Source organism: Intestinimonas butyriciproducens (assembly GCF_016901775.1).
Lineage (GTDB): Bacteria > Bacillota > Clostridia > Oscillospirales > Butyricicoccaceae > Pseudobutyricicoccus.
In genome coordinates this window covers 72,142-97,416 of sequence record NZ_JACJKW010000007.1, presented here as the reverse complement: position 1 = coordinate 97,416, position 25,275 = coordinate 72,142, and the positions used below count along the sequence as shown (strand labels likewise).

The window sequence follows — 25,275 nt, the reverse complement described above, 5'->3', positions numbered from 1 at the left end:
CAGTATGGCCGTGGCGGCTCGCCACCGCCACCTGCCGGAAAAAGTGGATGAGCCACTTTTTCCGGCTCTTTTTTTGTGTTACAATAAAGGGCAGAGCAAAAGGAGGAATGTCCATGCTGTGGCGGTGTCCGGTGTGCGGCGGGAAATTGCAGGAAGAGGAAAAAGGCGGGGTTTGCCCCAAGGGCCATCGGTTTGACAAGGCCCGCAGCGGTTATCTGAACCTGCTGCCCCCTTCGGGGAAAAAGACCCGGGAGCCGGGGGATAACAAAGAGATGATCCGGGCCCGGTGGGCTTTTCTGCAAAAAGGCTATTACATCCCTCTGGCCGATCTGGCGGGGGAGATCACCCTGGGGGAGGGAAAAACGCCCCTTCGGATGCTGGACGCCGGCTGTGGTGAGGGCTACTATTCCCAGCGTTTGTGGGAAAAAGCCCGGGAGAGCGGCCGGGAACTGGAAATCTACGGCATGGACATCTCCAAATTCGCTGTGGACCGGGCGGCCAAGGGGCTGAAACAGGGCCGCTATGCGGTGGGAAGCCTGTACCATCTGCCTATGGGGGAGGAATCGGTGGATGTGATTTGGAACTTTTTCGCTCCCCATTGCCCGGAAGAGTTTGCCCGGGTGCTGGAAAAGAACGGGCGGCTGCTGGTGGCGGTGCCGGGAAAACGGCATCTGTGGGAGCTGAAAGAGCGGCTGTACGATGAGCCCTATGAAAACCCGGGAAGCGCGCCCCATCTGCCGGGATTTCTTCTGGAAGAGACCAGGCCTGTTACATACCCCATGGCCCTCAGCGGGGAGGATGTGTGGAGCCTGTTCCAGATGACGCCCTATTTTTATAAAACCGATCCCCAGCGGCGGGAGGTCCTTTCCCAGGTCCAGGGAATGGAGATCACCGCCGACTTTCTGCTGCTTTGCTACCGGAAGGAGGAAGGATAAATGGAATACGAAGGCCAGATCTGCCGCAGTCCCATGGAGCGTTCCTCCTTCATGCTGCCGGTGATGGTGGGGTGCAGCTATAACCGGTGCCAGTTCTGTATGCTGTTCAAGCACCTGACCTACCGCCGCCTGCCTATGGATCAGATTTTTGCCGATATCCGCCGGGTGGCCGACCTGGGAGGCGATCCCAAGTGGGTCTTTCTGGGAGACGGCAACGCCTTTTCCCTGCCTGCGGAGGATCTGCTCGCCATTTTGCAGGAGATCCGCCGGGCCTTTCCCAGCTGCCAGGGGGTGAATATGGACGCCACGGTGACCAGTATTGCCCAAAAGACCGACGAGCAGCTGGAATTGCTGGCAAAAGCCGGAGTGTCTCATCTGTATCTGGGCATCGAAAGCGGCCTGGACGATGTGCTCCGGCTGATGGACAAGGATCACACCAAGGCTCAGGCCATGGAGCAGATCCGCCGTATCCAGCAGGCGGGGATGGTCTTTGACGCCCATATCATGACCGGCGTTGCCGGAAAAGGCCGGGGCCGGGAAAACGCCCTGGCTTTGGGAGAATTTTTCCGCCGTACCCGTCCCAGCCGGGTGGTGAATTTCTCCATGTTCATCCATCGGAGAGCGCCCTTGTATCAGTTGATCCAGCAGGGAAAGTTTGTTCCGGCGGATGAAGGGGAAAATCTGGAGGAAGAGCGGGTTCTGCTTCACCAGCTGTGGAATATGGAAGTGGAGTACGATGGATTCCATGACATTCTGCCTCTGCGGGTGCGGGGCAAATTGCCGGAGGATCGGGAAAAGATGCTGAAAAAACTGGAAAAGGCCCTGGGAGAACATGGGGATGCTCCCTGGCCCGTGGCGCTGGTGGATTGATGGCAACGACAAAATACAATGTAGTGGATTTGTTTTCCGGCGTGGGCGGCCTGAGTTACGGTTTTGAACAGCTGGAGGAATTCTCCATCCTGGCGGCCAATGAGGTGGAGCCGGATATCGCCTGGGCCTACTCCCTCAACTATCCCCAGGTGAAGATGCTCTGCCGGGATATCGGCCAGGTGACTGGGGAAATGCTGGAGCAGGCGTTGGGAGGCAAGCAGGTGGATCTGGTGTTGGGCGGCCCGCCCTGCCAGTCCTATTCTACCCTGGGCAAACGGCAGATGGACGGCCGGGCCCGGCTGTTTCTGGAATATAAGAGGGTGCTGTCCTTGCTCCGCCCCCGGGCCTTTTTGTTTGAAAATGTATCCGGACTGCTGAGCATGGATGGGGGACGGCTGTTTCCCCGGATCCAGAGGGAGTTCGGAGAGCTGGGATACACCCTGAAATACCAGGTGATGGACGCGGCGGAATACGGCGTGCCCCAGCGGCGGGAACGGGTGATTCTGGTGGGAATGCAGGTGAAAAACACCTTCACTTATCCCCAGCCCACCCATGGGGAAGGGAAACGGCCCTTTGTGACCCTGGAGCAGGCCATCGGCGACTTGCCTCCCATCAAAAGCGGAGAGAAGAAGGACAGATACCAGGGACCCATTGACAATGACTTTCTCCGCTTTGTCCGGCGGGAAGGGGAGGAGACCGTCACCGAACACGCTTCTCCCAGGAACGGGGCCCACCTGATCCGCATCATGGAGGCCCTGAAAGACGGACAGGGGAAAAATGACCTGCCGGAAGAGCTGCGGCCCAAAAGCGGCTATGGCAATACCTATGCCAAGCTGTGGTGGAAACGGCCCTCCACCACCATCACCCGGAATTTTGCCTGTCCTTCTTCCTCCCGGTGCATTCATCCCCGGGATTCCCGGGCCTTATCCATCCGGGAAGGAGCACGGCTTCAGAGCTTTCCCGACGATTACCGCTTCTATGGCGGCGACGGCATGAAGCGGCTGGAGATCGGCAATGCCGTACCGCCCCTTCTCTCGCTGGCCCTGGCCCGGCAGATGCTAAAGGCCCTGGAAAAGGGAAATCTTCCGTAATTCATCTTTCGTTATCCGGGGGACAAGCAGTCCCTCACCGGGGTGGCTGAGGAAGTGTGGCACTACCGGTATGTGGGAAAGAAAGCGGCGGAATTTGTCCACAGCCGGGGGCTTTGCCTGGAAGAATATGCAAAAGAGCAGACATGAAAAAAGGCGCTGGAAATGTATTTCCAGCGCCTTTTGGTATTTGGTATATAGAAATTACCCCTGAATGAGATCAATTCGTTTTTCTTCCAGCATCTGTTTCAGAAGCTCATAGGGGTGCTCTCCTTGCACAATGGGGAAAGAACCCTGGGAGAAAAGGGAGACCTTTTTTGTGACCCCATGTTCTGTCAGGGTGATGCAGTCCAGTATATGGCCGGAGTCATCAAAAAGGGTAATGGTGATTTCCTTTGATTCTTTCCCAGGGGCCTTTGTCTGCTTCATGCGAATGGCGCCCCAGTTTTTCAGAGCGCAGTCCAGATATTCCGGGAAATGATCATCAATGGTGAGGGTGCAGTCCTCTGGCCGTGTGCCGTCACCGGTGGAAATGCGAATGGAAGCGGCATCTTTGGTATGCTCCAGAAAGGGCTGGGGACGGTGCAGCAGGATGGAGCGGACAAGAACGGTCCCGGCCAGGCAAAGCAGCAGGATACCAGTGAGAGCCAAAAGCAGTTTTCGCCTTTTTTCATTGGGATCATCCCCTTGTTTTTCCCTTACCATATCACATGATCAAGCAAAAAACAATTCCCCGGAGAGTGGCTCCGGGGGATTGTTTCTATGGGAATTTTTATTTTTTGTTGACGAATTTTTCGATCCGCTCCATGGCCACTTTCAGGCTTTCCAGAGAGTAGGCATAGGAAATGCGCACATGGCCTTCGCCGCAGTCGCCAAAGGCGTTGCCGGGCACCACGGCCACCCGCTGGGCATTGAGCAGATCGGCACAGAATTGCTCGCTGCTCTGGGCAAAGCGGCGGATGCTGGGGAACATATAGAAAGCGCCTTCCGGCAGGAAGCACTCAAAGCCCAGATCGATCAGAGCTTTGTGGAGATACAGGCGGCGTTCGTCAAATTTTTCCCGCATATATTCGATATCGGGAATGCCGTTGTTGATGGCTTCCAATGCAGCCTGCTGAGACATGGTGGAAGCGCACATCAGTTTGTACTGATGCAGACGGCCCAGGGAGGTCATCAGTTCCACTGGGGCGCAGCAATAACCCAGACGCCAGCCGGTCATGGAGAAGGCCTTGGAGAAGCCGCTGACCACCACGGTGCGCTCCCGCATGCCGGGGAGGGTGGCGATGGACACATGACGGCGGCCATAGGTCAGCTCGGCATAGATTTCATCGGAGATGACCACGATGTTGGTGTCCCGCAGAACGGCGGCGATTTCTTCCATCTCCTCCTTGGTCATGATGGCGCCGGTGGGGTTGTTGGGATAGGAGAACACCAGCAGCTTGGTTTTGGGAGTGATGGCGGCCTTCAGAGCCTGAGCCGTCAGCTTGAAGGAATCTTCTTCCTTGGTGTCGATGATCACTGGCACGCCCCGCTGGGCAATGGCCAGAGGCGCATAGCTGACAAAAGCCGGCTCCGGCAGCAGCACTTCGTCGCCATCGTCGATCAGGGCGCTCATGCACAGGTCAATGGCTTCGCTGCCGCCAACGGTGACCAGCACTTCCTTTTCCGGATGATAGGAGAGGTCAAAGCGCTTTTCCAGATAGGCGGAAATGCCTCGGCGCAGCTCCATCAGGCCGTAGTTTGCGGTGTAGGCGGTTTTGCCGTCCAGAATGCATTTGATACCGGCATTGCGAATGTGCTCCGGGGTGACAAAATCGGGCTCGCCCACGCCCAGGGAGACCACATCTTCCATGGTGGCCGCCACATCAAAGAATTTGCGGATGCCAGAGGGCTTCAAAGTGGCTACCCGCTGGGGGACGATCTTGGAATAATCGATCATGATGCTGTTTTCCTCCTTCTTTCGGCCGGGCGGACGCCGCAGCCAGGTACGGTTTCTCGAAAGGGGACAAAGCCCCGCTCCATCTTCTTTTGCCATTATACCACCGGCCAAAGGGAAAAGGCAACAGGCCGGAATGAATAAATGTTAAGAAAATATCAATCTTTCGTTTTGTTTCTTTTGTTTTTTCTCACCGGTGGAGCAGAGGGGACAGCCGCTTATACAGCAGCAGGGTGATCAGGGAGGACAAAGCTCCCTTCAGCAGGTTGAAGGGCAGAGTGGCGAAAATGACCAAAGTCCCCAGGGAAGTGATGGAACTGTTCGCCGCGCTGCCCATATCCACCAAAGCGGAAAGGGGGATGCCCATGAAGAACGAGTAGGCAGGCAGCAGCACAAAGTAGTTGACGGCGACGCCTGCCGCGGTCATGGCCAGGGTGCCCCACAAAAGGCCCCACAGAGCGCCTTTCCGGCTTTTTTTCTTCCGGTAGAGCAAAGAGGCCGGCAGCACCAGGGACAGGCCGATGAGAAAATTGGCCAGCTCTCCCACACCGGCAGTGATGGTGCCTTTGAACAAAAGGTACAGCAGATTTTTCAGCAGTTCGATGCACAAAGCAGCCGCGGGCCCCAGGGCAAATCCACCCAGCAGCACCGGTACTTCGCTGAGATCGATCTGATAAAAGCTGGGGGCAAAGGGCAGAGGGATCTCCAGAGTCATCAAAAAGGCGGCCAGGGCGGCCAGAAGAGCGGTTTTTGCCATAAAACCAGGGGTAAAGCGCAAAAATAGATCTCCTTTCGGGGATGGTTTCCGTGGCTACAAAAGCGTCAGCAGCCGGTCGGCCACCTGGGAAGTGGTGGCAGTGCCGCCCATATCCGGGGTGAGGTATTTGCCCTCTTCCAGCAGCTTCTCTATGGCAGCCAGCACTTTTTCTCCCCACTGGGGCTTTCCGAAAAAGTCCAGCATCTGGCTGACGCTCCAGATGGCGGCCAAGGGGTTGGCAATGCCTTTTCCGGCAATGTCCGGGGCGCTGCCGTGGATGGGCTCGAACATGGAGGGGTATTTTTTCTCCGGGTTCAGATTGGCCCCGGCGGCCAGGCCCATGCCGCCGGAGATGGCCGCTCCCAGATCGGTGAGGATGTCGCCGAAAAGGTTGGAAGTCACCACCACCTGGAACCGGCCGGGGTCTTTCACAAAGAACATGCTGGCGGCGTCCACCAAAAAGCTCTGGGTCTTTACATCCGGGTATTCCTTGGCCACTTCACGGAACATTTCATCCCAGAAGACCATGGAATAGTTGAGGGCGTTGCTCTTTGTGATGTTGGTCAGCGTCTTGCCCTTCTGCCGGGCCAGCTCAAAGGCATAGCGGATCACACGCTGGCAGCCGTGACGGGAAAAGACTCCGGTTTGCAGCACCACTTCCCGGTCTGTGCCGGGGAAGAGGTGGTCGCCGGCCCCGGCATATTCCCCTTCGCTGTTTTCCCGCACCACGATCATGTCGATGTCCTCCCGCTTTACATCTTTCAGCGGGCAGGGAGCGCCTTTGAGAAGCTTTACCGGGCGCAGGTTCACATATTGATCAAAGCCCTTGCGGATGCGGAGCAGCAGATCCCACAGGGACACATGGTCGGGCACCCCGGGAGCGCCCACCGCTCCCAGATAGATGGCATCAAAGCCTTTGAGCTGCTCCATGCCGTCCGGGGGCATCATCTGTCCGGTTTTCAGATAGTATTCGCAGCCCCAGGGAAAAGATGTGACCTGGAAAGAAAAGGTGCCGTCTGCTTTTTCAATGTGCCGCAGCACCCGCAGGCCTTCTTCCACCACCTCCGGGCCGATGCCGTCGCCGCCGATGGCGGCAATGCGATAGGTTTCCATCGTACAAGTCTCCTTTATTGTGAAATAGCAGGAAAAAGGGCGCGGAAAACCGCGCCCTCTGGGCTTAGAATACCAGCTTGCTCTGGATATAGGCCTCCAGCTCCTGGATGGGCAGGCGCACCTGGTCCATGGTGTCCCGATCCCGTACAGTGACACAGCCGTCCTGTTCGGTCTCAAAGTCCACGGTGACACAGAAGGGAGTACCGATTTCATCCTGGCGGCGGTAGCGCTTGCCGATGGAGCCGGACTCGTCGTAATCGCACATAAAGCTGCCGGCCAGCTGCTGATAGAGGGCTGTGGCCTGCTCCGACAGCTTCTTGGACAGGGGCAGGATGGCGCACTTATAGGGGGCCAGGGCCGGGTGGAGGTGGAGCACCACGCGGGTATCATTCTTGCTTTCGTCCACCACTTCCTGATCGTAGGCGTCGGTAAGGGCGGCCAGAACGATCCGGTCAACACCCACAGAAGGCTCCACGCAATAGGGGATGAATTTCTCATTTGCTTCCTGGTCAAAGTATTCCATGCTCTCTCCGGAAGCGGCTTCATGGGCCTTCAGGTCAAAATCGGTGCGGGAAGCCACGCCCCACAGCTCGCCCCAGCCGAAGGGGAAGAGGTATTCGATGTCGGTGGTGGCGTTGGAATAGTGGGAGAGTTTTTCCTTTTCGTGGTCACGATAGCGCAGGTTTTCCTCTTTCAGACCCAGGCTCTCCAGGAACTTCTTGCATTCGCTCTTCCAGTAGTCAAACCACTGAAGCTCAGTGCCGGGCTTGCAGAAGAACTCCAGCTCCATCTGCTCAAATTCCCGGGTGCGGAAGACGAAGTTGCCGGGGGTGATCTCATTGCGGAAGGCCTTTCCCACCTGGCCGATGCCGAAGGGCAACTTTTTCCGGGTGGTGCGCTGCACATTTTTGAAGTTGACAAAAATGCCCTGAGCGGTTTCGGGGCGGAGATAAATCTCGGACTTACTATCCTCGGTGATGCCCAGGAAGGTCTTGAACATCAGGTTAAAGGAGCGGATGGGAGTGAAATTGGTGCTGCCGCAGTTGGGGCACTGGATGCCGTTGTCCTTGATGTACTGCTCCATGGCGGCGAAATCCATGCTGTCAGGCTCCTGGCCGGAGAAGGCTTCGATCAGGGTGTCGGCCCGATGACGGGTATGGCAGTCCTTGCAGTCCATCAGGGGATCGGAGAAACCGCCCACATGGCCGGAGGCCACCCACACCTGGGGATTCATCAGAATGGCGCAGTCCAGCCCTACATTGTAGGGAGACTGCTGGATGAAATGTTTCCACCAGGCTTTTTTCACATTGTTTTTCAGTTCCACGCCCAGAGGACCGTAGTCCCAGGAATTGGAAAGTCCGCCGTAGATCTCGCTGCCGGGATAGACAAAGCCCCGGCCTTTGCACAGCGTGACAATTTGATCCATGGTCTTTTCGGTATTTTTCATTGGCAGGTTCTCCTTTTTGAAAAAGACGCATACACTGGATGCGTCTGGATTTTCTCACAACAGGTATTATACCGGAAAAAAAAGAAAAAGAAAAGGGGAAAGCCGGGAATTGACACAGGATAAAGGGTACGGTATAATAAAAAACGCCGCCGGGGTGTTGCGCAGTTGGTAGCGCGCCTGCTTTGGGAGCAGGAGGCCGCGAGTTCGAGTCTCGCCACTCCGACCATCAATCCTGCAAAATCTTTGGATTTTGCAGGATTTTTTTATGCCTTTTCTTCTGAGTTTTGGTGTGATTCTTTCCCAAACATGACAGACTGTTGTCCGACCTCTGTGCTATAATACAGAAAAACGAAAAGGCGGTGCATTTCATGAAAATGGATCGGCTTATTGGCATTTTGTCCATCCTGCTCCAGCGGGAAAAGGTTACGGCGCCGGAACTGGCCCAGCAGTTTGAAGTGTCTCGCCGGACCATCCAGCGGGACATCGAATCTTTGGGCCGGGCGGGTATCCCCATCTCCACCTCTCAGGGGCCGCGGGGAGGTATTTCCATCCTGGAGGGATACCGGGTGGACCGCACGGTGCTTACCGCTCCGGAGATGCAGGCCATTCTGGCAGGGCTGCGGAGTCTGGACAGTGTCAGCGGGACCCGGCGCTATGCCCAGCTGATGGAGAAGCTGTCCCCTGGAACGGGAGGATTGGTGCCGGGCGGTGTTCACATGCTCATCGACCTTTCTTCCTGGTACAAAACCAGCCTGCCGCCCAAAATTGAGCGCATCCAGGAGGCCATGGAACAGCATCATACCATCCGGTTTGCTTATTTTTCCCCCAAGGGAGAGTCGGTACGCATCATTGAGCCCTACTATCTGGTTTTCCACTGGTCCACCTGGTATGTATGGGGCTGGTGCCGGATGCGGAAGGATTTCCGCCTTTTTAAACTGAACCGCATGACAGACCTTACCCAAGACCAGCCCTTTTCTCCCCGCAGTGCACCGCTGCCGGACTTTACACCGGAGAGGGTCTTTCCGGCAAAATACCGGGTTGCAGTTCTTTTTGATCCGGCCTGCCGCTGGAGACTGATGGAGGAATACGGGGCGGATCATTTTACGGAAGAGGCAGACGGCCGGCTCCGCTTCACCGGTGTCTTTCCCGATGGAGATAGTGTGCTCAGCTGGGTTCTGACCTTTGGGGACAAGGCAGAACTGGTGGAGCCGGAAGAACTGCGGGTGCAGTTGGGAAACTTGGCAGAAACTCTGGCCCAACGCTATCAAAGGGGGAGATAACATGGCATCTCATGGGGATTTTGTGAATTTTGTAGCGGAACAGCTGGGGGAAGCTGGATCCATCCGCAGCCGGAAGATGTTTGGAGAATACGGTCTTTACTGCGATGATGTGTTTTTCGCCGTTATTTGCGGTGATCAGCTTTTTGTAAAGGTCACCCCGGAGGGGGAAGCGGCCTTCCCGGACCTGCCCAAGGCTCCGCCTTATGAAGGGGCCAGGGAGTCTTTTTTGGTGGAGGATGTGGAGAACCGGGATCTTCTGACCCACCTGACCCATATCACCTGCCAGGCACTGGGGAAGAAAATGCAAAAGAAAGGAAAAAGATGACGATGGCTTTGGATTATAAGAAAGAATATAAGGAATTTTATCTGCCTCCCCAAACCCCGGGTATCGTCATGGTACCTGCCATGAATTTTCTGGCGGTGAGAGGGCAAGGGGACCCCAATGAGGAGGGCGGCGCTTACAAACAGGCCCTGGAAATGCTCTATGGGGTGGCCTTCACCATTAAAATGAGCAAGAAGGGAAAGTACCAGCCGGAGGGTTATTTTGATTATGTGGTACCGCCTCTGGAGGGGCTCTGGTGGCAGGAGAGCATTCACGGCGTGGACTACGCCCGCAAGAAGGACTTTCAGTGGATCTCCCTGATCCGCTTGCCGGAGTTTGCAACAGAAGAAGTCTTTCATTGGGCCATCCGGGAGGCTGCCGAAAAGAAGCAGCGGGACTTTTCCAAAGTAGAGTTTTTCCCTTGGGAGGAGGGCTTGTGCGTTCAGTGTATGCACATCGGCCCCTATGACGACGAGCCGGCCACCGTGGCCGCCATGGAAGAATATACGAAAAACCAGGGCTGTGCAGAGGATTTCGGAGAAAACCGATTTCACCATGAAATCTATTTAAGCGATGTGCGGCGGTGCAAACCGGAAAACCTGAAAACGGTGATCCGGCATCCCATCAAGCAGAGAGAAAAGGAGTGAGACTATGGCAATATCCAAAGTGACGGTTCACTTTCCCTGCCCGGTGGAGAAGGTATGGCAGACCGTAACCGACCTTTCCCATACCGCCTGGCGCAGCGATCTGGCCCGGGCGGAAATTCTGGACGAATCTCGATTTGTGGAACACACCAAAAACGGCTACGCCACAGAGTTTACAGTCACGGCCTGCGAACCAATCCGCCGCTGGGCCTTCACCATGGAGAACGGCAATATGTCCGGCTCCTGGGAGGGCATCTTTCAGGAGACAGAGGGCGGCACACAGTTGACCTGCACCGAAACGGTCATGGCCAAGCACTGGTGGATGCGTCCCTTTGTGCCTGGCTATTTAAAGCGGCAGCAGAAGCGGTACCTGGAGGATTTGCGGAAAGAACTGCTGAAATAAGCCATGTTAATAGGCGTTGCTTGCGGCCATCGTCGGCGTCTGTCTGACGCGGAAAAAAACATGATAACGGTTTAAGGCCCCCGGCAAAAGCCGGGGGCCTGTCCCTTATTTTGCCCAATAAACCACGGCATCCCGCAGGAAGCGGGCGCAGCCGGGAAGGTGTTTGTCATAGTAGGCAGTAAAGCGGGCGTCCATTACATAAAGCTCTGCGATTCCCCGGTGTTTGGCGGGATCATACCGGTTGTCTGTGATGGTGAGCCACCGGCGGTGGAGACCATAGATTTCCTTCCCCTCCGGGCTTTCCGGCTCAAGACCGGCCTGGACGGCGGCCTCCAGCCGACCCTGGATCTCCTGGCCCAGGGTAGTCCACTCCCTGTATTGCTCCTGGGTCAGATTCATCACGGCGGCGTTGGCTTCATCCACTTCTTTGTCGCCGTACTTGCTGCGGATCTCCTGTCCGTAAACTTCTTCGTTATGGGCGATGGTCTGTTTTTTCAAAGCTTCAAACTTTTTCTCGTCCTGCATAAATTCCTTCCTTTCCTCTGCCTGGATGGTATCTTTCACCGATTGGATCAACAGTTCCAGATGTTCCTGTTTGGATACCAGTGCAGCCAGATGGCGTTTCAAAGCGGCCAGACGGTCAAAGGAGGGATCGTCCAGACATTCCTTGATCCGGGCCAGCTCCACCCCGAGAGCCCGGTAATAGAGAATATCCTGCAGCCGGTCCACTTCGGCCCGGCCGTAATAGCGGTAGCCGCTTTCGGCTACCCGGCTGGGCTTCAGCAGCCCGATCTGGTCGTACCAGCGCAGAGTGCGGGTGGTCACTCCGGACAGGCGCGACAGTTCTTGAATGGAATACTCCATAAACATCCCTCCCTGTGAATAGGATAGCAGTTGACGGAGCGTCAGAGTCAAGAAAAAATTCACATCTGGCGGATCATCTGCTGCAAACGGTGCCTGATCAAATGATTGGGCACCATTTATTTTACCATTTTCCTCCCACACCGCGCAAAAATTGCAAGCCCTGTTGTGGAATGCAATTTTTCTGCAAAGTCCTTGACTGCACGCGGCGTGCAGTTTTACGGTGAGGAGGAAATGAAGATGGAAAGAACATTGCGCCAGGTATGCGCTGAACTGAAAGTCTCCCGGCGGGCGGTCCAGGGATATGAAAAAGCAGGGCTGGTAGCGGCTTCTGGAAAAAATAAATATGGACATTTGCTTTATGGAGAGCCAGAACGGGAGCGGATTCAACTGGTCCGGTTTTATCAGCAACTGGGATTTCAGCTGAAGGAGATCAAGGAACTTCTGGATGCTGACGGACTTGTCAAAAAAGCAGCTCTCCAGGCCAAGGTAGCGGAGCTGGAAAAGGCGGATATTCATCTGAGGGAACTGATCCGTCAGGCGAAAGAACACATCGCTGCGCTCTAAGAGTTTTTGGACTTTCAGGAAATTGCGTTCCATCCATCTCATACAAAGGAGGACATGTTATGAAAACGAAATTGTTGTCTGTCTTGCTGATCTTGGTCGTGCTGGCCAGTCTGGCTGCCTGCGGAGGACCGGATAAAACGGGGCAGGGAGGAGCGGAAGGCTTGCCCAAAGAGGAGAAATTGCAAAAGAGCAATGAAACCCTGGAGCCTTTTCGCAAGGAGGCCACATTGACGGAGACTGTGATGATGGATGAAGGGGGCGTGAAGATCACAGCCACCGGTTTGACTTATACAGAGAGTTCTGCCGATCTGGCAATCACCATTGAAAACAACAGCGGCAAAGATCTGTCATTCACCAGCGGTTCTTTGGGATACAGCTGCAACTCTGTCAATGGATATATGGTTAGTGACGGCTATTTGAACTGCGATGTTTTAAATGGAACCGTTGCCAATGATGTCATCAGTTTCAGCTATGATGCCCTGATGCTCTATGGCATCAACGAAATTGCAGATATAGAAATCGGTTTTGATATATCAGATGCCGATTACAATAGCATTTATTTCAACTCTCCGCCAGTATGCACCTCTGCGTCTGAGGGACATGACTATGAAACAGATCATTATCAGCAGACCATCACAAGCCAGGCAGCCATGAACACTTATGATTATGAGTTGCTTCATTTTTCTCAGGATCTTCTCTATGAGCAGGAGAGGGTGGAGCTGCTTTCCAGCAGCGTGATAGTAAATCAGGATGGGGAGACGGCCTTGCTGCTGGAACTGGAGAATACAGGAGATAAAATGGTCTATGTTTCCACATCCGACATTGGGATCAATGGTCTGACAGCGACCACTTTCCTCTGGTCCAGGAGTGCTGTTGCCCCAGGCAAACGCTGCATTGTGGATGTACAGCTGGATAAGGTGCTGGAGCCTTCCTGGCAGAGTGTATACGGCATCGATGAAATAGGGGAGATCTCTCTTTCCATCGGGTTGATGGATGAACAATGGATGAATGTTGCAGAGAAAATGCCTGTGGAGATCGCTATCCCTGGCGTGAAGGCTTCTTTTGATGATAAAGGCACAGAAGTCTACAACAAAAATGGTTTGCGTATGGTCGCCAAAACGGTACTGCAGGATGATTCTGATTACAGTTCTGACTGCCATGTGCTGCTTTTGCTGGAAAACAACAGCGGAAATACACTGGACATCCGGGATGTGCCAGATTCCCTGTCGGTCAACGGCATGATGAGCGATTATTCCTTCTCCTTTAACGAATTGAAAGATGGGGGAAGCGCGGTGCTTTCGATCACTCTGCCGGAAGATGCTCTGGAAATGAACCAAATCACATCACCCCAAGAAATCAAGGAAATTAAAGTCAGTTTTGAGATCCATAATGATCGGGAAATGATCGATGAACCCACCGTCACAATGGCTTTTGAGGAAGAAGAATAAATATAAATTTTAATATGGAAGTACCGGATGATTTTGGAATTTTAAGACAAAAAGCCGCCTTTTCAGGCGGTTTTTTGTTTGATCTACGGGGGAGAGATAGAATATGCTGAAGAATCAATGGAGGATCTGTTGAGGAAATGCAACCGTTCTGTTATGATAGATGCAAAACACCGGGCGGTGATGGGAAAAGCCTGCACCGGGACGGGAGGTGCAGAATGCGGATTCTTTTGCTGGGCAACAGCTTGACAACGGCCAATGGAATGCCCCGGATGCTGGCCAGCCTCACCGGAGCAGAAGCGGTCTGTCATACCCGGGGCGGGGCCCGACTGGCAGAGCATCTGAAGGAAAACACCAGACTGGGCGCCAAAACCCAGAAGGCTTTGCGGGAGGAAAGCTGGGATTATGTGGTGCTTCAGGAGATGAGTCACGGCCCCTTTACGGAAGTCCAGCGTTTCTTTTCCAGCGTGGAGCATCTTTGCAGTCAGATACAGCAGCATGGAGCTGTGCCGGTGCTCTATGCCACCTGGGCTTATGAAAAAGGGAGCAGCAAGCTGACGGACAAAGGCTGGGATTATGAAGATATGGCCCGGGCCATGTCCGCAGCGTACAGCAAAGCGGCCCGGGACAATGGGGCTCTTCTGGCCCCGGTAGGACAGCGGTTTTATCAGCTGAGCCAGAAGGAACAGCTCTATGCCGCCGACGGCGTGCACCCCAATGAGCAAGGCTCCCGCCTTGCGGCGGAGACCATCGGCAGAGTGATACTGGAACACAAGGAGAGTGTGAAATGATTCGGGAAATCTGCAAAGATAAAGCATTTTTGGCAAATAAGGCAGAGCCGGCCACCATAGAAGATCTTCCCGTTGCCGCCGATCTGCTGGATACGCTGAAACACCATCGGGAAGGCTGCGTGGGAATGGCGGCCAATATGATCGGTGTCAACAAAAGAATCATCGCCTTTGATGACGATGGCACATACATGGTGATGCTCAACCCGGAGATTGTGAAGAAGTCCGGGCCCTATGATGCCCAGGAAGGGTGTCTGTCTCTGGTGGGGCTTCGCCCGGCCCGTCGGTTCCAGTCCATCAAGGTGCGCTGGCAGAACGAAAAGTTCCAGGAGCGTCTCCGCACCTTTACCGGCCGGACGGCCCAGATCATCCAGCATGAGATCGATCATTGCGAAGGGATCATTATATGAGATATGAGCCAAAGCACCGTGACTGTTCGTTTTGAGGGGAGGTAAGCGGATGGAGCTGGGACTGACCTTCCCCTTGCAGCGGTTTTTGAAGATGAAACCGCCTCTTTACGGCACCGAACTGGACAGGCGGTTTTGCTGGGATGTGCACAACATTCGCCTTCGGGGCCGGGAATGTATGCTGGCCGTTCATTGCCACAGCCGGTATGCTTTTGTGCTCTGGGATGTGAGCCCTCTTCAGTGGGGAGATATTACCGGGTTGTTTCGGGAGGGATTGGCGGACAGCCTGCACGGGGCTGGATTTTCGCCGGAAACGGTGACCGGGTATCTTCAGCAGGCTGGGGCCATTGGTTTGACCCGCACTCATGGCCGGCGGGAGGTGGCCTTTCTCAACCGGGCCTGGGAGGATGTGCTGGCGCTGGATCTGTGTTTGGACACCTCCCGGCAGGCACAGCCTTTGCTGGATCAGGCCGTCAATACCCGACTCAGCCGATGTGCAGGCGCAGAGGGATTGGGCCTGCCTTTGGAACGGATGGAAGAGATATTATATAATAAAGAATGAAAAAGAGAACGCCCTGGGTTCCTGCGAGAAAGAAACCCAGGGCGTTGTTTTATTGTTCCGGGGATGAGACGGGGCTGCGCAGGATTTTTTCCAGGGGTTTGCCCCGGGCCAGCTCGTCCACCAGCTTGTCCAGATACCGGATCTCCCGCATGAGAGGGTCCTGGATCTCTTCCACCAGCACGCCGCAGATCTTGCCGGTGATCAGGAATCGGTTCGGATTCATGGCCGGGGCTCTGCGGAAGAAATCCCCATAGCAGATGTCCGATTGTTCCATCTGAGCGATCTCTTCCGGGCTGTATCCGGTGAGCCAGCTGGTCACCTGATCCACTTCTTCCCGGGTGCGGCCTTTCTTTTGCGCCTTGCTGACCAAGAGGGGATAGAGCTTGGAAAAAAGCATTTGGGTCACATCGGTGCGGGCCATGGAGACACTTCCTTGCTGAATGGCTTCATCATACCACGGAAACGGGGAAGGGGCAAGGGGATTCCCTGCTGTAAAAATTTTTGGTAAAATAGCGGCAGAAAGCAGAGGGGAAAGTCTATGAAAGCATGGAAAAAAGGGCTATTGATCCTGGCAGCAGCGGCATTGGCCGCAGGAGTGTTCCTGGTGCGGTACTGGTTTGTTTCCTGGCCCCTGCGGTTCCAGGGGGAATTGGATCGGTTTTTCGGAGAGGGAGCATGGCAGTGTGTTTCCCAGGAGACAAAGGAAAGCCGGATGTATTCGGTCATTGACCGCTCTTATTCTTCCTATACGACAACCCGGCCCGGGGAGTTCCGGGAGTGGAACATCGCCTTTCAGACATCCCGGGGAGAAGAGGCGATATGGACCATCAGCGACCATACCATGCGCATCAACCACAGCAAGCACTTTTTGCTGAGCCGGGAACGGTATTCGGCCCGGCAGGCTCTGACGCTGGAGCTGATGCAGCTGTCCTTTGCCCTGGCCGGAGAGGAAGTGGGACAGCAGGTGTTGAGCCGGGTGCTGCCGGAGGAGGAGCTTTCCTGTCTGGATGTGGACATTTCCTATAATGGGGGCAATCCGCCTCCGGACTTTTATGACGATCTGGCCGGTGAAGAGTGGTTCACTGCTCAAAAGGTCTCGGCTGCCTGCTATCTGGAAAGCGATCTGTATGATTTTTATATCACGGTCCGGGCCCATGATTACCGGGTGGAAAAGCTGGAGGAAGACCAGCGCCAGCACCTTCTCGGCTCCCTGGAAGAGCTGTGCCGGGCTTTGGAGGAGGAATACGGAGACAACGCCAAGTATGAGATTTACCTGGGCGAAGGCCTGGAGGCGGAAAAAGAGGCATAGTCCTGTTGCAATAGGGCGTTGAATATGTTTTTTCAAACAGAATATTTTTTCTTGCTTTAGTATTTTTATGTAGCGCAATACAGAGAATTTGGTGTAGAATAGAGGAAAAGCAAAAAAAGGAGGGGCTGTTATGGAGACCCATCGGGAGCTGGAGCAGGCCCTGAAGAGGATCCACCGGCGGGGGTATCCTGCTTATAAAGAGATCCGGGGGGAATACCGGTTTCCCTTTTACACCTTGTCTATCGACCATGTGCAGGGGGACCCCTTTGCATCCCCTTCCCGGCTCAGCCTGCGCCTGACAGGGCAGCAAGCAGCCTTTCCCCGGGAGCTGTATGAAACTCCTTGCCGCCGCATCGCGTTGCAGGACGAGCTGATCCGCCGTTTTGCCGCCGGGGCACAAAAAGAGAGCTTTCGGGTGAAGGGCTCAGGGCACAGCGGGCTGATCGCCACAAGCCGGTGCACCCAGCAGGTGGTGGAGCGTACCGCCTGCCGCATCGATCCTCGTACCGGTGAGGTGCTCTTCCGGCTGGAAATGGGCTTTCCCGCCTCTGGCCGCTCGGTGGATGGGGAAGGCCTGCGCCGGATGCTTCTGGATCAGCTTCCCGCCCTGGTGAAAGCCAGTTTATTGTATAATAAGGAAAAGGATGGAAGTCGTTTTGCATCCCTGGCCCAGATGGCCGACGACCGGCAGTATATCCGGGATCATCTGGCAGAGCGGGGGCTGTGTGCTTTTGTGGCAAACGGCAGCATTTTACCCAGGGCTTCGGGGGTGTCAGACCGGCCCATGGAAGGGGCAGTCCCCTTTTTCTCGCCGCCGGAGATGGAGGTGTGTTTTGCTCTGCCCCACCGGGGCGAGATCCGGGGCATGGGCATCAAAAAAGGAGTCACTCTCATTGTGGGTGGAGGATATCACGGAAAATCCACCCTGCTGCGGGCTCTGGAGGATGGGGTCTACGACCACATTGGGGGAGATGGCCGGGAGTTTGTCATCACAGACCCCTCTGCCGTGAAGATCCGGGCCGAGGACGGGCGCAGCGTGTGGCATACCGATATTTCCCTGTTTATCCGGGATCTGCCCACAGGGCGCTCTACCCGCTGCTTTACCACACGGAATGCCAGCGGCAGCACCTCCCAGGCCGCCAATGTGGTGGAGGCCATGGAGGGCGGAGCCAGAGTGCTGCTGATGGATGAGGACACCAGCGCCACCAATTTCCTCTACCGGGATGAGCTGATGCAGCGGGTGGTCAGTCCTGGTCAGGAGCCTATCATCCCCTTTCTCCAGCGGGTGAGGGAGCTGTATGAAAAGTGGGGCGTTTCCACCATTCTGGCGGCGGGAAGCTCGGGGAGCTTTTTCCATGTGGCCCATCAGGTGGTGCAGATGGACCGGTATATGCCCCGGGATATCACGGCCCGGGCCAAGGAGGAAGCGGCCCGGTTCACCCTGGGACTGGTTCCGGCACCGGAGGGAAAAGCGCCGGAAAGCCGCCGGGCTCCCCGGCCTTTTGCGCCTTTCCGGGGAGAGCGGGTAAAGGTGCGTGCCATGGGCCGGGAGGCCGTGACTGTGGGAAAAGAAGAGATCGACCTGCGCCAGGTGGAGCAGGTGATAGACGGTGAACAATGCGCCGCTTTGGGCTATGCACTTCTCTATGCCCACCGGAAGCTGCTGGATGGCCGGTGTACCTTACAGGGGGCAGCTTATCAGGTGGAGAAGATCATGGATGAGCAGGGAACAGAAGGACTGTGCCAGGGGAGCCTGCCTTTTCTGGCCCGGCCCCGGCTTGCCGAGGTGCTGGCCTGTCTCAGCCGCCTGAGAGAAATGGACCGATAAAGAAAAGGAGCAAAAAAGATGGAAATTTCAGATATTCTTCAAATGGATCAAGGGTATGTGGGACAGAACCGGAACATTCCGCCACGGCTGAAGAAGCGGGCCCAGAGCCTGTGCTGGCGGTATAACCAGTCGCCGCCGGGAGCCGAAGGGGAACGGCGGATCATTCTGGAACAGCTGCTGGGCACCTGCCATCCTCTCACCTTTATCGAGCCCTGGTTCCGGTGTGATTATGGCTTCAATATCCACACCCATGGCCTGGCTGTGATCAACTACAACTGCGTCATACTGGACACTTCCCCGGTGCACATCGGGGCCAATGCCTTTATCGCCCCTGGGGTGTGCCTGGCCTGTGCCGGCCATGCCCTGGATGCGGAGCAGCGCCGGGAGGGAATTTCCACCTCCAAGCCCATCACCCTGGAGGACGATGTGTGGATCGGAGCCAATGCGGTGATCTGTGGCGGCGTTACCATCGGCCGGGGCTCGGTGATCGGCGCGGGAAGCGTGGCCTGCCGGGATATCCCGCCGGGAGTGGTGGCGGTAGGCTCTCCCTGCCGGGTGCTGCGTCCGGTCACTCCGGAAGACCGGGTGGCTGTGGAAAATATGGCGTTTTAAGGGTCTGCGGGGAATGTTTCCTGCCCTGTTCCATATACTGAACAGGGAGGAATGGAAAATGGACCAAAAATGGAAAAATGGGCGCCTTATGCCGGGTTTGTGCTGCTGGCACTGGCTGTGGGCGGTCTTTCCGGGTGGCTTACCCGGGATGGGGTGGAACTTTATAACCAGACGGCGCAAAAGCCGCCTCTGTCCCCGCCGGGCTGGGTGTTTCCGGTGGTGTGGAGTGTGCTCTATGTGCTCATGGGCCTGGGAGCTGCCCGGGTCTATCTGGCTCCGCCCTCGGAGGCAAGACGCCGGGGATTGGGGATCTTCCTTTTGCAGCTGGGGTTCAATTTTTTCTGGAGCATCCTCTTTTTCGGACTGGGCCGTTATGGGCTGGCCCTTTTGTGGCTGCTTGTGATGCTGGGGCTGATCGCGGCCATGATCCGTCTGTTTTCCCAGGTGGACAGGAAGGCGGCCCGGCTTCAGATCCCCTATCTTTTGTGGGTGCTCTTTGCCGCCTATCTCAATGCCGGGGTCTTTTTCCTCAATTCCTGATGGGTCTTGTCCTTTGGGAAGCGGTATATTATACTGGAGAAAAAGACCGCCTGCATAGAAAAAAAGGCCTTTGAGGGCCGTTTTTTTATGTGAAAAGCAGCAAAAGGAGTTTTTTGCAGTATGATCCTTTATTTTACAGGCACCGGCAACAGCCGGAAATGTGCCGGTTGGCTGGGGGAGAAGTTGGGAGAGGAATGGGTGGATGTTGCTCCCACCATGGGAAAAGGGGAGTATGGGGCCTTTCAGTCGGAAACCCCGTGGGTCTTTGTCTGCCCCACCTATGGCTGGCAGGCTCCCCGGGTGTTTGTGGATTTTCTCCGCCGCAGCCGGTTTGAGGGAAGCCGGAAAGCCTATTTTGTTCTGACCTGCGGCGGAGAAATCGGAAATGCAGGGGAAAACCTGCGCTTGCTTTGCCAGGAAAAGGGCTGGGAGTATCAAGGCGCCGCCGGGGTGGTGATGCCCGACAACTACCTGGTGCTCTTTTCGCCACCTTCTAAGGAAGAAGGAGACAAGATGCTGGAGCGCGCCAAATCCCAGACGGACAAGCTGGCGGCGCTGATCCGAAAAGGGGAAGGGCTGCCGGAAAAGCCCGCCACCTTTTTTGACCGGCTGAAAAGCGGGGCCGTCAATCAGGGGATGTACCGGTTTTTCATCAAGGACAAGGCCTTCCGCACCCATGGCTGCGTCAGCTGCGGCCTGTGTCAGCGCCTGTGCCCCATGGGAAACATCCGCATGGTGGAGGGGAAACCCCGGTGGCAGGGGAACTGCATCCACTGCATGGCCTGCATCGCCCATTGTCCGGCGGAAGCCATTGAATATGGCCGGCGCACCCAGGGCAAAAACCGGTGGCATTGCTGAGACTTTTGTAAAAATAAAAAGCCGCATTGGAAGGCGGCTTTTTTCACGGGATTCAAGCCCATCGTCCACGGGGGAGGGTGCGGCGCCTTTCCAGGTCATAAAGCCGCAGAAAGGGTGCGGGATCTGCGCCGGAACGCACATGGTGGAGGAAAATCTCTCCGCAGGCCTGGCTGTCGGAGGCGGCTTCATGGTGGCGCAGGGGAATGGCAAAATAATCGGCCAGGGTATTCAGCTTGTGGTTGGGAAGCTGTGGCAGAAGGGTGCGGCTCATGCGGCAGGTGCACAGATAGGGAACCAGCGGCCCCCAGGAGATGCCGTAGTCCATGAGGCATTTGGACAAAACTCCCAGGTCAAAGGGAGCGTTGTGGGCCAGCAAAGTGCGGCCGGAAAGCAGCTCTTCCAGCTTCTTCCACAGCTGGGGAAAGGCAGGGGAGTCTTTGACCATGGCCGGAGTGATGCCGGTGAGGGAAATGTTGAAAGGGTCAAAATGAGTCTCCGGATTGACCAGAAAAGAGAAATTTCCGGTGATGCCGGTTTCGTCCAGCAGGGTGACGCCCAGGGCACTCATGCGCCGGTTCTGGCTGTTGGGAGTCTCCACATCGAAGGCGGCATATTTCATATCGGTTCCTCCAAAGCTTCCACAAGAAAGGTCACAGGCCGGAAGCCATCGTTGCAGGAGAGCATGGCCGAGCGGGGGTTTTTCATCCAGCCGTCGTAAAAATTCTCCGCCCCGTGGCTCAGGGCCAGCACAAAGGGAGACAGGGTGTCCCAGGCGCTTTGGCAGAAACCTTCCGGCTTTTTCCAGCCATTGGCAATATACACCTGTCCCACTTCCATATCACAGGCGTGTTCCAGCGGGTTTTCGTACTGGGCCATCAGGTCTGGGTAGCAGGTCTGTTTCATCACGGTGATCCGGCATTTGCGCATGAAAATCCCTCCTTGCAAAGTAAAGCCAGTGTACCACAAAAAGAGGCGGGGAGCAAATATTGACGGAGGTTTTTCCCGGTGCTACAATGGCGGAAAAGAAAGGAAGTGGAAAGGTGGAAAAGCCGGAAGGGTATTTTTCCGATCTGTTCCAGCTGTTCTCGGGAAAAGAGCGGGAGCTGGAGCTTTACAATAAGGCCTTTGCCAAAATGGAGAGGGCTTTTCCCCAGGCCCGGGTGAAGGTGGGGAAAAGCCAGGTGAGCTTTTATGGAAAACATCTCTTTGCCGCCCTTTCTCCGCCGGTACGGCGGAAAAAGGAGTGGCCGGAGCACTTTCTTCTGGTGACTTTCGGCCTGGGAGAGCCTTTGCCCTCCCCTCGTGTGGCTGTGATGGCGGAGCCCTATCCCGGCCGCTTTACCCATCATGTGCTGGTGGAGCGGGAAGAAGAGCTGGATGAGGAGCTGTTTTCCTTTTTGGCTATGGCCTGGGCGTTCGGGGAAAACAAGGGGCGAGGAAGCAAGGCTCCTCATGGGAAAAAATGACCCCCACCGCCTGAAGATAGGAATAGAGGATGGTGGTGCCCACAAAGGACATTCCCCGCTTTTTCAGATCCCGGGACAGGGCGTCCGATAAGGGGGAGGAAGTCAGGCCATATTCCCGGATGGGAGCGCCTCCGGCAAAGTCCCACAGGTAGCGGTCAAAGCTGCCGAATTCCTGCTGAACATCCAGAAATACCTGGGCATTGCGGACAGCGGCCTGGATCTTCCGCCGGTTGCGGATGATGCCTTTGTCCTGGCAAAGCTGCTCGATTTTCTCCGGGCCGTACTGGGCCACTTTCCGGGGATCAAAGCCGTCAAAGACCAGACGGAAATGTTCCCGCTTATTCAGCACACATTCCCAGGACAGCCCCGCCTGAAAGCCTTCCAGGATCAGCATTTCAAAGAGCTTTTGGTCATCGTGCACCGGCACGCCCCATTCTTCATCGTGGTAGCGGATGTACAGGGGATTATGGGGGGTTGCCCAGGGGCAGCGCGTTTTTCCATCGGACCAGATCATTGTTTCACCAGCATTTCGTAAAGGTTTTCTTCAGGATATCATTTTTCTCTGTGTTTCACAAGGAGGACAGCATGATCAAAGTGACAGACCTGACCCGGGATTACGGAGAAAATCGGGGTGTGTTCGGCCTGCGTTTCCAGGTGCAGCCGGGAGAGCCCTTCGGCCTGCTGGGTCCCAACGGGGCGGGAAAGACCACCCTGATCCGCCATCTGATGGGATTTCTCCGGCCCCAGAAGGGCCAGTGCACCATTTTCGGCCTGGACTGCTGGAAAGACCGGAAGCAGGTGCAGCGCATGGTAGGTTATATCCCCGGGGAGATGTCCCTGATGGAGGGGATGCGGGGAGAGGACTATCTGGATTTTCTCGACCGGTACCGGGGCTTTACGGGGGAGGGATACCGCCGGCTGCTGCTGGATCGGTTTCCCGTGGATCTGAATACCCCCATCCATAAAATGAGCAAGGGCACCAAGCAGAAACTGGGTATCATCGCCGCCTTTTCCCACAAGCCGGAGGTGCTCATTCTGGACGAACCCACTTCCGGCCTGGACCCGCTGATGCAAAAGGAATTTGTGGATTTCATCGGGGAAGAGGGAAAAAAAGGCCGGGTGATTCTGCTTTCCAGCCATATTTTTGAGGAAGTGCAGCGCACTTGCCGCCGGGTGGGCATTCTGCGCCAGGGGAAACTGCTGACCCAGGACACTGTGCAGGAGATGGAAGAAAAACACAGCCGCCGCTATGTGCTCCAGGTGGAGAAGGGGGATGCCCAGGCCTTTGCCCGGGATTTCGGGGGAACCATCCTGGAAGATGGCCGGGTGGAAGTAAAGAAGACAGCCGACCTGGAAGAAATCTTCCTGCGCTGCTACCGGAAGGGGGAAAAGGAATGAACAAGACGCTGTTCTGGCGGGAGATGCGTGGATCTTTGGGGCTGCTGGTGATTTTTGGCGGCGTGCTTACTTTGTATATCCTTATGATCGCCGGGATGTATGACAAAGAGACACAGCAGGCCCTGGGGCAGTTTTACGATATGATGCCCCAGCTGATGGCGGCGGTGGGTATGACCGGGGAAGGAGGAACTCTGCTCTCCTTTCTCTCCACTTATCTATATGGTATGCTGCTTCTGGCCTTTCCCATGGTGTATGCCATCCTGCGGGCCAGGGGGCTTGTGGCCCGGTATGTGGAAAAGGGCAGTATGTACGCCCTGTGTGCTGCTCCGGTGAGCCGCCTTTCCCTGGCAGGCACCCAGCTGGCGGTGCTCTTTTCCACCCAGCTGGGGCTGCTGCTTTACTGTACTGCTTTGGAAATTGTATCCTGCCAGGTACTCTTTCCCGGGGAGCTGGATATCAAAGGGCTTCTGTGTCTCAATGGTGGGCTTTTGTGCCTGCATCTGTGTCTGGGGGCCTTTTGCTTTCTGGTTTCCTGCCTGGGGGAAGGGAGCCGGTACACCGCTTTGATGGCCGGTGTTCCCACCTTGATGCTGGTGATGCAGATGCTGGCCAACCTGGGAGGAAAACTGGAAAAATTCCGGTATTTGACCCTGTTTTCCCTGTTCCAGCCGGAAAAGCTGATGGCGGGGGAAGGGATGCTTCCTGCCGGGATGCTCCTTTTGCTGGCCGTTTTGTTTTCCGCCCTGGCCCTGTGGGGCTTTTGCCACCGGGACCTGTATATATAGGGATATCGCAAAAAAAGAGACCATCAGGGTCTCTTTTTTACTATTATGCTTTTTGAAGAAAGTCCAGGATGGGCTGCAAGGTTTCCCGGCGGGTAAAGTCCAGGGTTTTGCCATAGGTATGGAGGACTTGTCTGTCCTCTTCGGTCAGGTCCTTCTTTTTCAGAATGGCCTGGCGCAATCCCCACATCATCAGCCGGTGAAGAGGGGAAAGGCGGCTGTAATCCAGTCCGCCCCGCAGGAAAAACAAGGGTGTGTCCCGCCGGTTTTCCGGCAGGGCCTTTTCCACATTACTTCGGATGTTTTTGCGGGTGACTTCCAAGTTGGGATCGGCTACGCCGCAGGTGAAAAGAACCCATTTTTGGGACTTTGCGTGCCGGGTGAGAAAGGACAGGCCGCCCATGCCTCCGGCATAAAGGCTGCCTCCCAGCACAATGGTGTCATAGGAGGCCAGGGATGCGGGGGAGAGCCCTTTGACATTCCACACAGGACAGCCCAGGCTTTCCCCCAGCCACTGTGCATAGCGCTGGGTATGGCCATAGCGGGAGGCATAGAGCACCACCGGCTTCATCGCAGCGTTACCGCTGTGCCGGAGACGCTGACCATCAGCATGCCGTTGTCGCTGCCCAGCACTTCATAATCCACATCCACGCCAACCACAGCGTCAGCTCCCAGAGCGCTGGCCCGCCGCTGCATCTCGGCCAGAGCTTCGCTCCGGGCGTTCTGCAGTTCGTCCTCATACCCGGTGCTGCGGCCGCCGAAAATGTTCCGCAGCCCTGCGCCGATGTCCCGGAAAATGTCCACGCCGGAGATCACTTCTCCAAACACGATGCCCTTATATTCTCCGATGGTGCGTCCCTCCACGGTAGGGGTGGTGGTGATGATCATAAAAAAGCCTCCTTTGTTTTTAAAAATATGGGGAAATTGTATCACAGCAGAAGGGGGAGAGGAAGGGGGTCGGGTAAACATTGTGCAAAATAGCTAAAAAATCTCCTTCAGAATCCCGCAGCCTGCCCTCTTGTGGCAGGGGAGTTTGTATTTTATACTGAATTTACAG

32 protein-coding genes, 1 tRNA gene and 1 pseudogene are annotated in these 25,275 nt (G+C 55.8%); 22 read left to right on the top strand and 12 right to left on the bottom strand.

The annotated features are described in order from the left end of the window. Window positions 1–113 precede the first annotated feature (113 nt). The 4 genes and pseudogenes from H6A25_RS05270 to H6A25_RS05255 all read left to right on the top strand — a co-directional run. Window positions 114–935, top strand: a complete 822-nt coding sequence (locus tag H6A25_RS05270) for a putative RNA methyltransferase (protein ID WP_204750935.1) — start codon at window positions 114–116, stop codon at window positions 933–935. Beyond that, on the top strand, window positions 936–1,805 hold the full coding sequence (locus H6A25_RS05265; RefSeq protein ID WP_204750934.1) for a radical SAM protein: 870 nt from the start codon (window positions 936–938) through the stop codon (window positions 1,803–1,805). It abuts the gene before it with no gap. After that, window positions 1,805–2,896 carry a DNA cytosine methyltransferase gene (locus H6A25_RS05260; protein ID WP_204750933.1) on the top strand — a complete coding sequence of 364 codons (1,092 nt, stop codon included), beginning with the start codon at window positions 1,805–1,807 and terminating at the stop codon, window positions 2,894–2,896. Before H6A25_RS05265 ends, H6A25_RS05260 begins: the two co-directional genes overlap by 1 nt. After that, window positions 2,897–3,043, top strand: a pseudogene (locus H6A25_RS05255) (D-alanyl-D-alanine carboxypeptidase family protein); the annotation flags it as partial. A gap of 54 nt (window positions 3,044–3,097) precedes the next feature. Here the strand turns inward: H6A25_RS05255 and H6A25_RS05250 are convergent. The 5 genes from H6A25_RS05250 to H6A25_RS05230 form a co-directional block, all read right to left on the bottom strand. Then, window positions 3,098–3,598: a hypothetical protein gene (locus tag H6A25_RS05250; RefSeq protein ID WP_204750932.1), complete on the bottom strand. Its 501-nt coding sequence runs from the start codon at window positions 3,596–3,598 to the stop codon at window positions 3,098–3,100. 67 nt (window positions 3,599–3,665) lie between these two features. Next, window positions 3,666–4,832: a pyridoxal phosphate-dependent aminotransferase gene (locus tag H6A25_RS05245; protein WP_204750968.1), complete on the bottom strand. Its 1,167-nt coding sequence runs from the start codon at window positions 4,830–4,832 to the stop codon at window positions 3,666–3,668. Between the two features lie 187 nt (window positions 4,833–5,019). After that, window positions 5,020–5,607, bottom strand: a complete 588-nt coding sequence (locus tag H6A25_RS05240; protein ID WP_243423246.1) for an ECF transporter S component — start codon at window positions 5,605–5,607, stop codon at window positions 5,020–5,022. A gap of 33 nt (window positions 5,608–5,640) precedes the next feature. Next, complete coding sequence (locus tag H6A25_RS05235; protein ID WP_204750931.1) at window positions 5,641–6,699, bottom strand: tartrate dehydrogenase; 1,059 nt, start codon at window positions 6,697–6,699, stop codon at window positions 5,641–5,643. A gap of 64 nt (window positions 6,700–6,763) precedes the next feature. After that, complete coding sequence (locus H6A25_RS05230) at window positions 6,764–8,146, bottom strand: glycine--tRNA ligase (protein WP_204750930.1); 1,383 nt, start codon at window positions 8,144–8,146, stop codon at window positions 6,764–6,766. 150 nt (window positions 8,147–8,296) lie between these two features. Here H6A25_RS05230 and H6A25_RS05225 point away from each other — a divergent pair. The 5 genes from H6A25_RS05225 (at window position 8,297) to H6A25_RS05205 (ending at window position 10,795) form a co-directional block, all read left to right on the top strand. Beyond that, window positions 8,297–8,372: transfer RNA gene (locus H6A25_RS05225), tRNA-Pro, on the top strand. 142 nt (window positions 8,373–8,514) lie between these two features. Next, complete coding sequence (locus H6A25_RS05220) at window positions 8,515–9,426, top strand: helix-turn-helix transcriptional regulator (RefSeq protein ID WP_204750929.1); 912 nt, start codon at window positions 8,515–8,517, stop codon at window positions 9,424–9,426. A 1-nt stretch (window position 9,427) separates the two neighbouring features. Continuing rightward, entirely contained in the window at window positions 9,428–9,751 is a 324-nt protein-coding gene (locus tag H6A25_RS05215) for a TfoX/Sxy family protein (protein WP_204750928.1), read from the top strand. A gap of 2 nt (window positions 9,752–9,753) precedes the next feature. Next, entirely contained in the window at window positions 9,754–10,395 is a 642-nt protein-coding gene (locus H6A25_RS05210; RefSeq protein ID WP_204750966.1) for a GyrI-like domain-containing protein, read from the top strand. 4 nt (window positions 10,396–10,399) lie between these two features. Beyond that, window positions 10,400–10,795 (top strand): SRPBCC family protein, encoded by a 396-nt coding sequence (locus H6A25_RS05205; protein ID WP_204750927.1) that lies wholly within the window; start codon window positions 10,400–10,402, stop codon window positions 10,793–10,795. A gap of 105 nt (window positions 10,796–10,900) precedes the next feature. Here the strand turns inward: H6A25_RS05205 and H6A25_RS05200 are convergent, their stop codons facing one another. Continuing rightward, the gene (locus tag H6A25_RS05200; protein WP_204750926.1) at window positions 10,901–11,665 is read right to left on the bottom strand and encodes a MerR family transcriptional regulator; all 765 of its coding nucleotides are present in this window, start codon (window positions 11,663–11,665) and stop codon (window positions 10,901–10,903) included. A 231-nt stretch (window positions 11,666–11,896) separates the two neighbouring features. Between H6A25_RS05200 and H6A25_RS05195 the strand changes: the two genes are divergently transcribed. From H6A25_RS05195 to H6A25_RS05175, 5 genes are all read left to right on the top strand, one after another. Next, on the top strand, window positions 11,897–12,223 hold the full coding sequence (locus tag H6A25_RS05195; protein WP_204750925.1) for a MerR family transcriptional regulator: 327 nt from the start codon (window positions 11,897–11,899) through the stop codon (window positions 12,221–12,223). A 59-nt stretch (window positions 12,224–12,282) separates the two neighbouring features. Further along, complete coding sequence (locus H6A25_RS05190) at window positions 12,283–13,671, top strand: catabolite control protein A (RefSeq protein WP_204750924.1); 1,389 nt, start codon at window positions 12,283–12,285, stop codon at window positions 13,669–13,671. 215 nt (window positions 13,672–13,886) lie between these two features. After that, window positions 13,887–14,459 (top strand): SGNH/GDSL hydrolase family protein, encoded by a 573-nt coding sequence (locus tag H6A25_RS05185; protein ID WP_204750923.1) that lies wholly within the window; start codon window positions 13,887–13,889, stop codon window positions 14,457–14,459. Further along, complete coding sequence (locus H6A25_RS05180) at window positions 14,456–14,866, top strand: peptide deformylase (RefSeq protein WP_204750922.1); 411 nt, start codon at window positions 14,456–14,458, stop codon at window positions 14,864–14,866. The genes H6A25_RS05185 and H6A25_RS05180 overlap by 4 nt, the downstream gene beginning before the upstream one ends. Window positions 14,867–14,915: 49 nt before the next feature. Beyond that, the gene (locus H6A25_RS05175; RefSeq protein ID WP_204750921.1) at window positions 14,916–15,425 is read left to right on the top strand and encodes a DUF6933 domain-containing protein; all 510 of its coding nucleotides are present in this window, start codon (window positions 14,916–14,918) and stop codon (window positions 15,423–15,425) included. A 49-nt stretch (window positions 15,426–15,474) separates the two neighbouring features. Here the strand turns inward: H6A25_RS05175 and H6A25_RS05170 are convergent, their stop codons facing one another. After that, window positions 15,475–15,846 (bottom strand): DUF2200 domain-containing protein, encoded by a 372-nt coding sequence (locus tag H6A25_RS05170; RefSeq protein ID WP_204750920.1) that lies wholly within the window; start codon window positions 15,844–15,846, stop codon window positions 15,475–15,477. A 117-nt stretch (window positions 15,847–15,963) separates the two neighbouring features. On the opposite strand from H6A25_RS05170, the gene H6A25_RS05165 reads away from it, so the two are divergent. The 5 genes from H6A25_RS05165 (at window position 15,964) to H6A25_RS05145 (ending at window position 20,572) form a co-directional block, all read left to right on the top strand. Then, window positions 15,964–16,734: a hypothetical protein gene (locus tag H6A25_RS05165; protein WP_204750919.1), complete on the top strand. Its 771-nt coding sequence runs from the start codon at window positions 15,964–15,966 to the stop codon at window positions 16,732–16,734. A 130-nt stretch (window positions 16,735–16,864) separates the two neighbouring features. Continuing rightward, on the top strand, window positions 16,865–18,562 hold the full coding sequence (locus H6A25_RS05160; RefSeq protein ID WP_204750918.1) for an ABC-ATPase domain-containing protein: 1,698 nt from the start codon (window positions 16,865–16,867) through the stop codon (window positions 18,560–18,562). A gap of 18 nt (window positions 18,563–18,580) precedes the next feature. Beyond that, window positions 18,581–19,174 carry a sugar O-acetyltransferase gene (locus H6A25_RS05155; protein WP_204750917.1) on the top strand — a complete coding sequence of 198 codons (594 nt, stop codon included), beginning with the start codon at window positions 18,581–18,583 and terminating at the stop codon, window positions 19,172–19,174. A 51-nt stretch (window positions 19,175–19,225) separates the two neighbouring features. Next, window positions 19,226–19,714: a TspO/MBR family protein gene (locus H6A25_RS05150; RefSeq protein WP_243423245.1), complete on the top strand. Its 489-nt coding sequence runs from the start codon at window positions 19,226–19,228 to the stop codon at window positions 19,712–19,714. 120 nt (window positions 19,715–19,834) lie between these two features. Further along, the gene (locus H6A25_RS05145; protein WP_204750916.1) at window positions 19,835–20,572 is read left to right on the top strand and encodes an EFR1 family ferrodoxin; all 738 of its coding nucleotides are present in this window, start codon (window positions 19,835–19,837) and stop codon (window positions 20,570–20,572) included. Between the two features lie 52 nt (window positions 20,573–20,624). Here H6A25_RS05145 and H6A25_RS05140 read toward each other — a convergent pair whose 3' ends face one another. Further along, a complete protein-coding gene (locus H6A25_RS05140) occupies window positions 20,625–21,191 on the bottom strand; it encodes a 3'-5' exonuclease (protein ID WP_204750915.1) in 567 nt (188 codons plus the stop codon). Further along, the gene (locus tag H6A25_RS05135; RefSeq protein ID WP_204750914.1) at window positions 21,188–21,499 is read right to left on the bottom strand and encodes a TIGR04076 family protein; all 312 of its coding nucleotides are present in this window, start codon (window positions 21,497–21,499) and stop codon (window positions 21,188–21,190) included. Before H6A25_RS05135 ends, H6A25_RS05140 begins: the two co-directional genes overlap by 4 nt. Before the next feature lie 113 nt (window positions 21,500–21,612). On the opposite strand from H6A25_RS05135, the gene H6A25_RS05130 reads away from it, so the two are divergent. Further along, window positions 21,613–22,038, top strand: a complete 426-nt coding sequence (locus H6A25_RS05130; RefSeq protein ID WP_204750913.1) for a DUF5655 domain-containing protein — start codon at window positions 21,613–21,615, stop codon at window positions 22,036–22,038. Here the strand turns inward: H6A25_RS05130 and H6A25_RS05125 are convergent. Further along, window positions 21,974–22,552, bottom strand: a complete 579-nt coding sequence (locus tag H6A25_RS05125; RefSeq protein WP_204750912.1) for a DNA-3-methyladenine glycosylase I — start codon at window positions 22,550–22,552, stop codon at window positions 21,974–21,976. The two genes, H6A25_RS05130 and H6A25_RS05125, sit on opposite strands and share 65 nt — an antisense overlap. Before the next feature lie 71 nt (window positions 22,553–22,623). Here H6A25_RS05125 and H6A25_RS05120 point away from each other — a divergent pair, with 71 nt between their 5' ends. Further along, complete coding sequence (locus tag H6A25_RS05120) at window positions 22,624–23,436, top strand: ABC transporter ATP-binding protein (protein ID WP_204750911.1); 813 nt, start codon at window positions 22,624–22,626, stop codon at window positions 23,434–23,436. Next, window positions 23,433–24,221: an ABC transporter permease gene (locus H6A25_RS05115; protein WP_204750910.1), complete on the top strand. Its 789-nt coding sequence runs from the start codon at window positions 23,433–23,435 to the stop codon at window positions 24,219–24,221. Before H6A25_RS05120 ends, H6A25_RS05115 begins: the two co-directional genes overlap by 4 nt. 43 nt (window positions 24,222–24,264) lie before the next feature. On the opposite strand, the gene H6A25_RS05110 is transcribed toward H6A25_RS05115, so the two are convergent. Both H6A25_RS05110 and H6A25_RS05105 read right to left on the bottom strand, forming a co-directional pair. Next, window positions 24,265–24,789, bottom strand: coding sequence for a flavodoxin domain-containing protein (locus H6A25_RS05110; protein WP_204750909.1), 525 nt, complete (start codon window positions 24,787–24,789; stop codon window positions 24,265–24,267). Next, a complete protein-coding gene (locus tag H6A25_RS05105) occupies window positions 24,786–25,106 on the bottom strand; it encodes a putative heavy metal-binding protein (RefSeq protein ID WP_204750908.1) in 321 nt (106 codons plus the stop codon). The genes H6A25_RS05110 and H6A25_RS05105 overlap by 4 nt, the downstream gene beginning before the upstream one ends. Window positions 25,107–25,275: the final 169 nt, after the last annotated feature.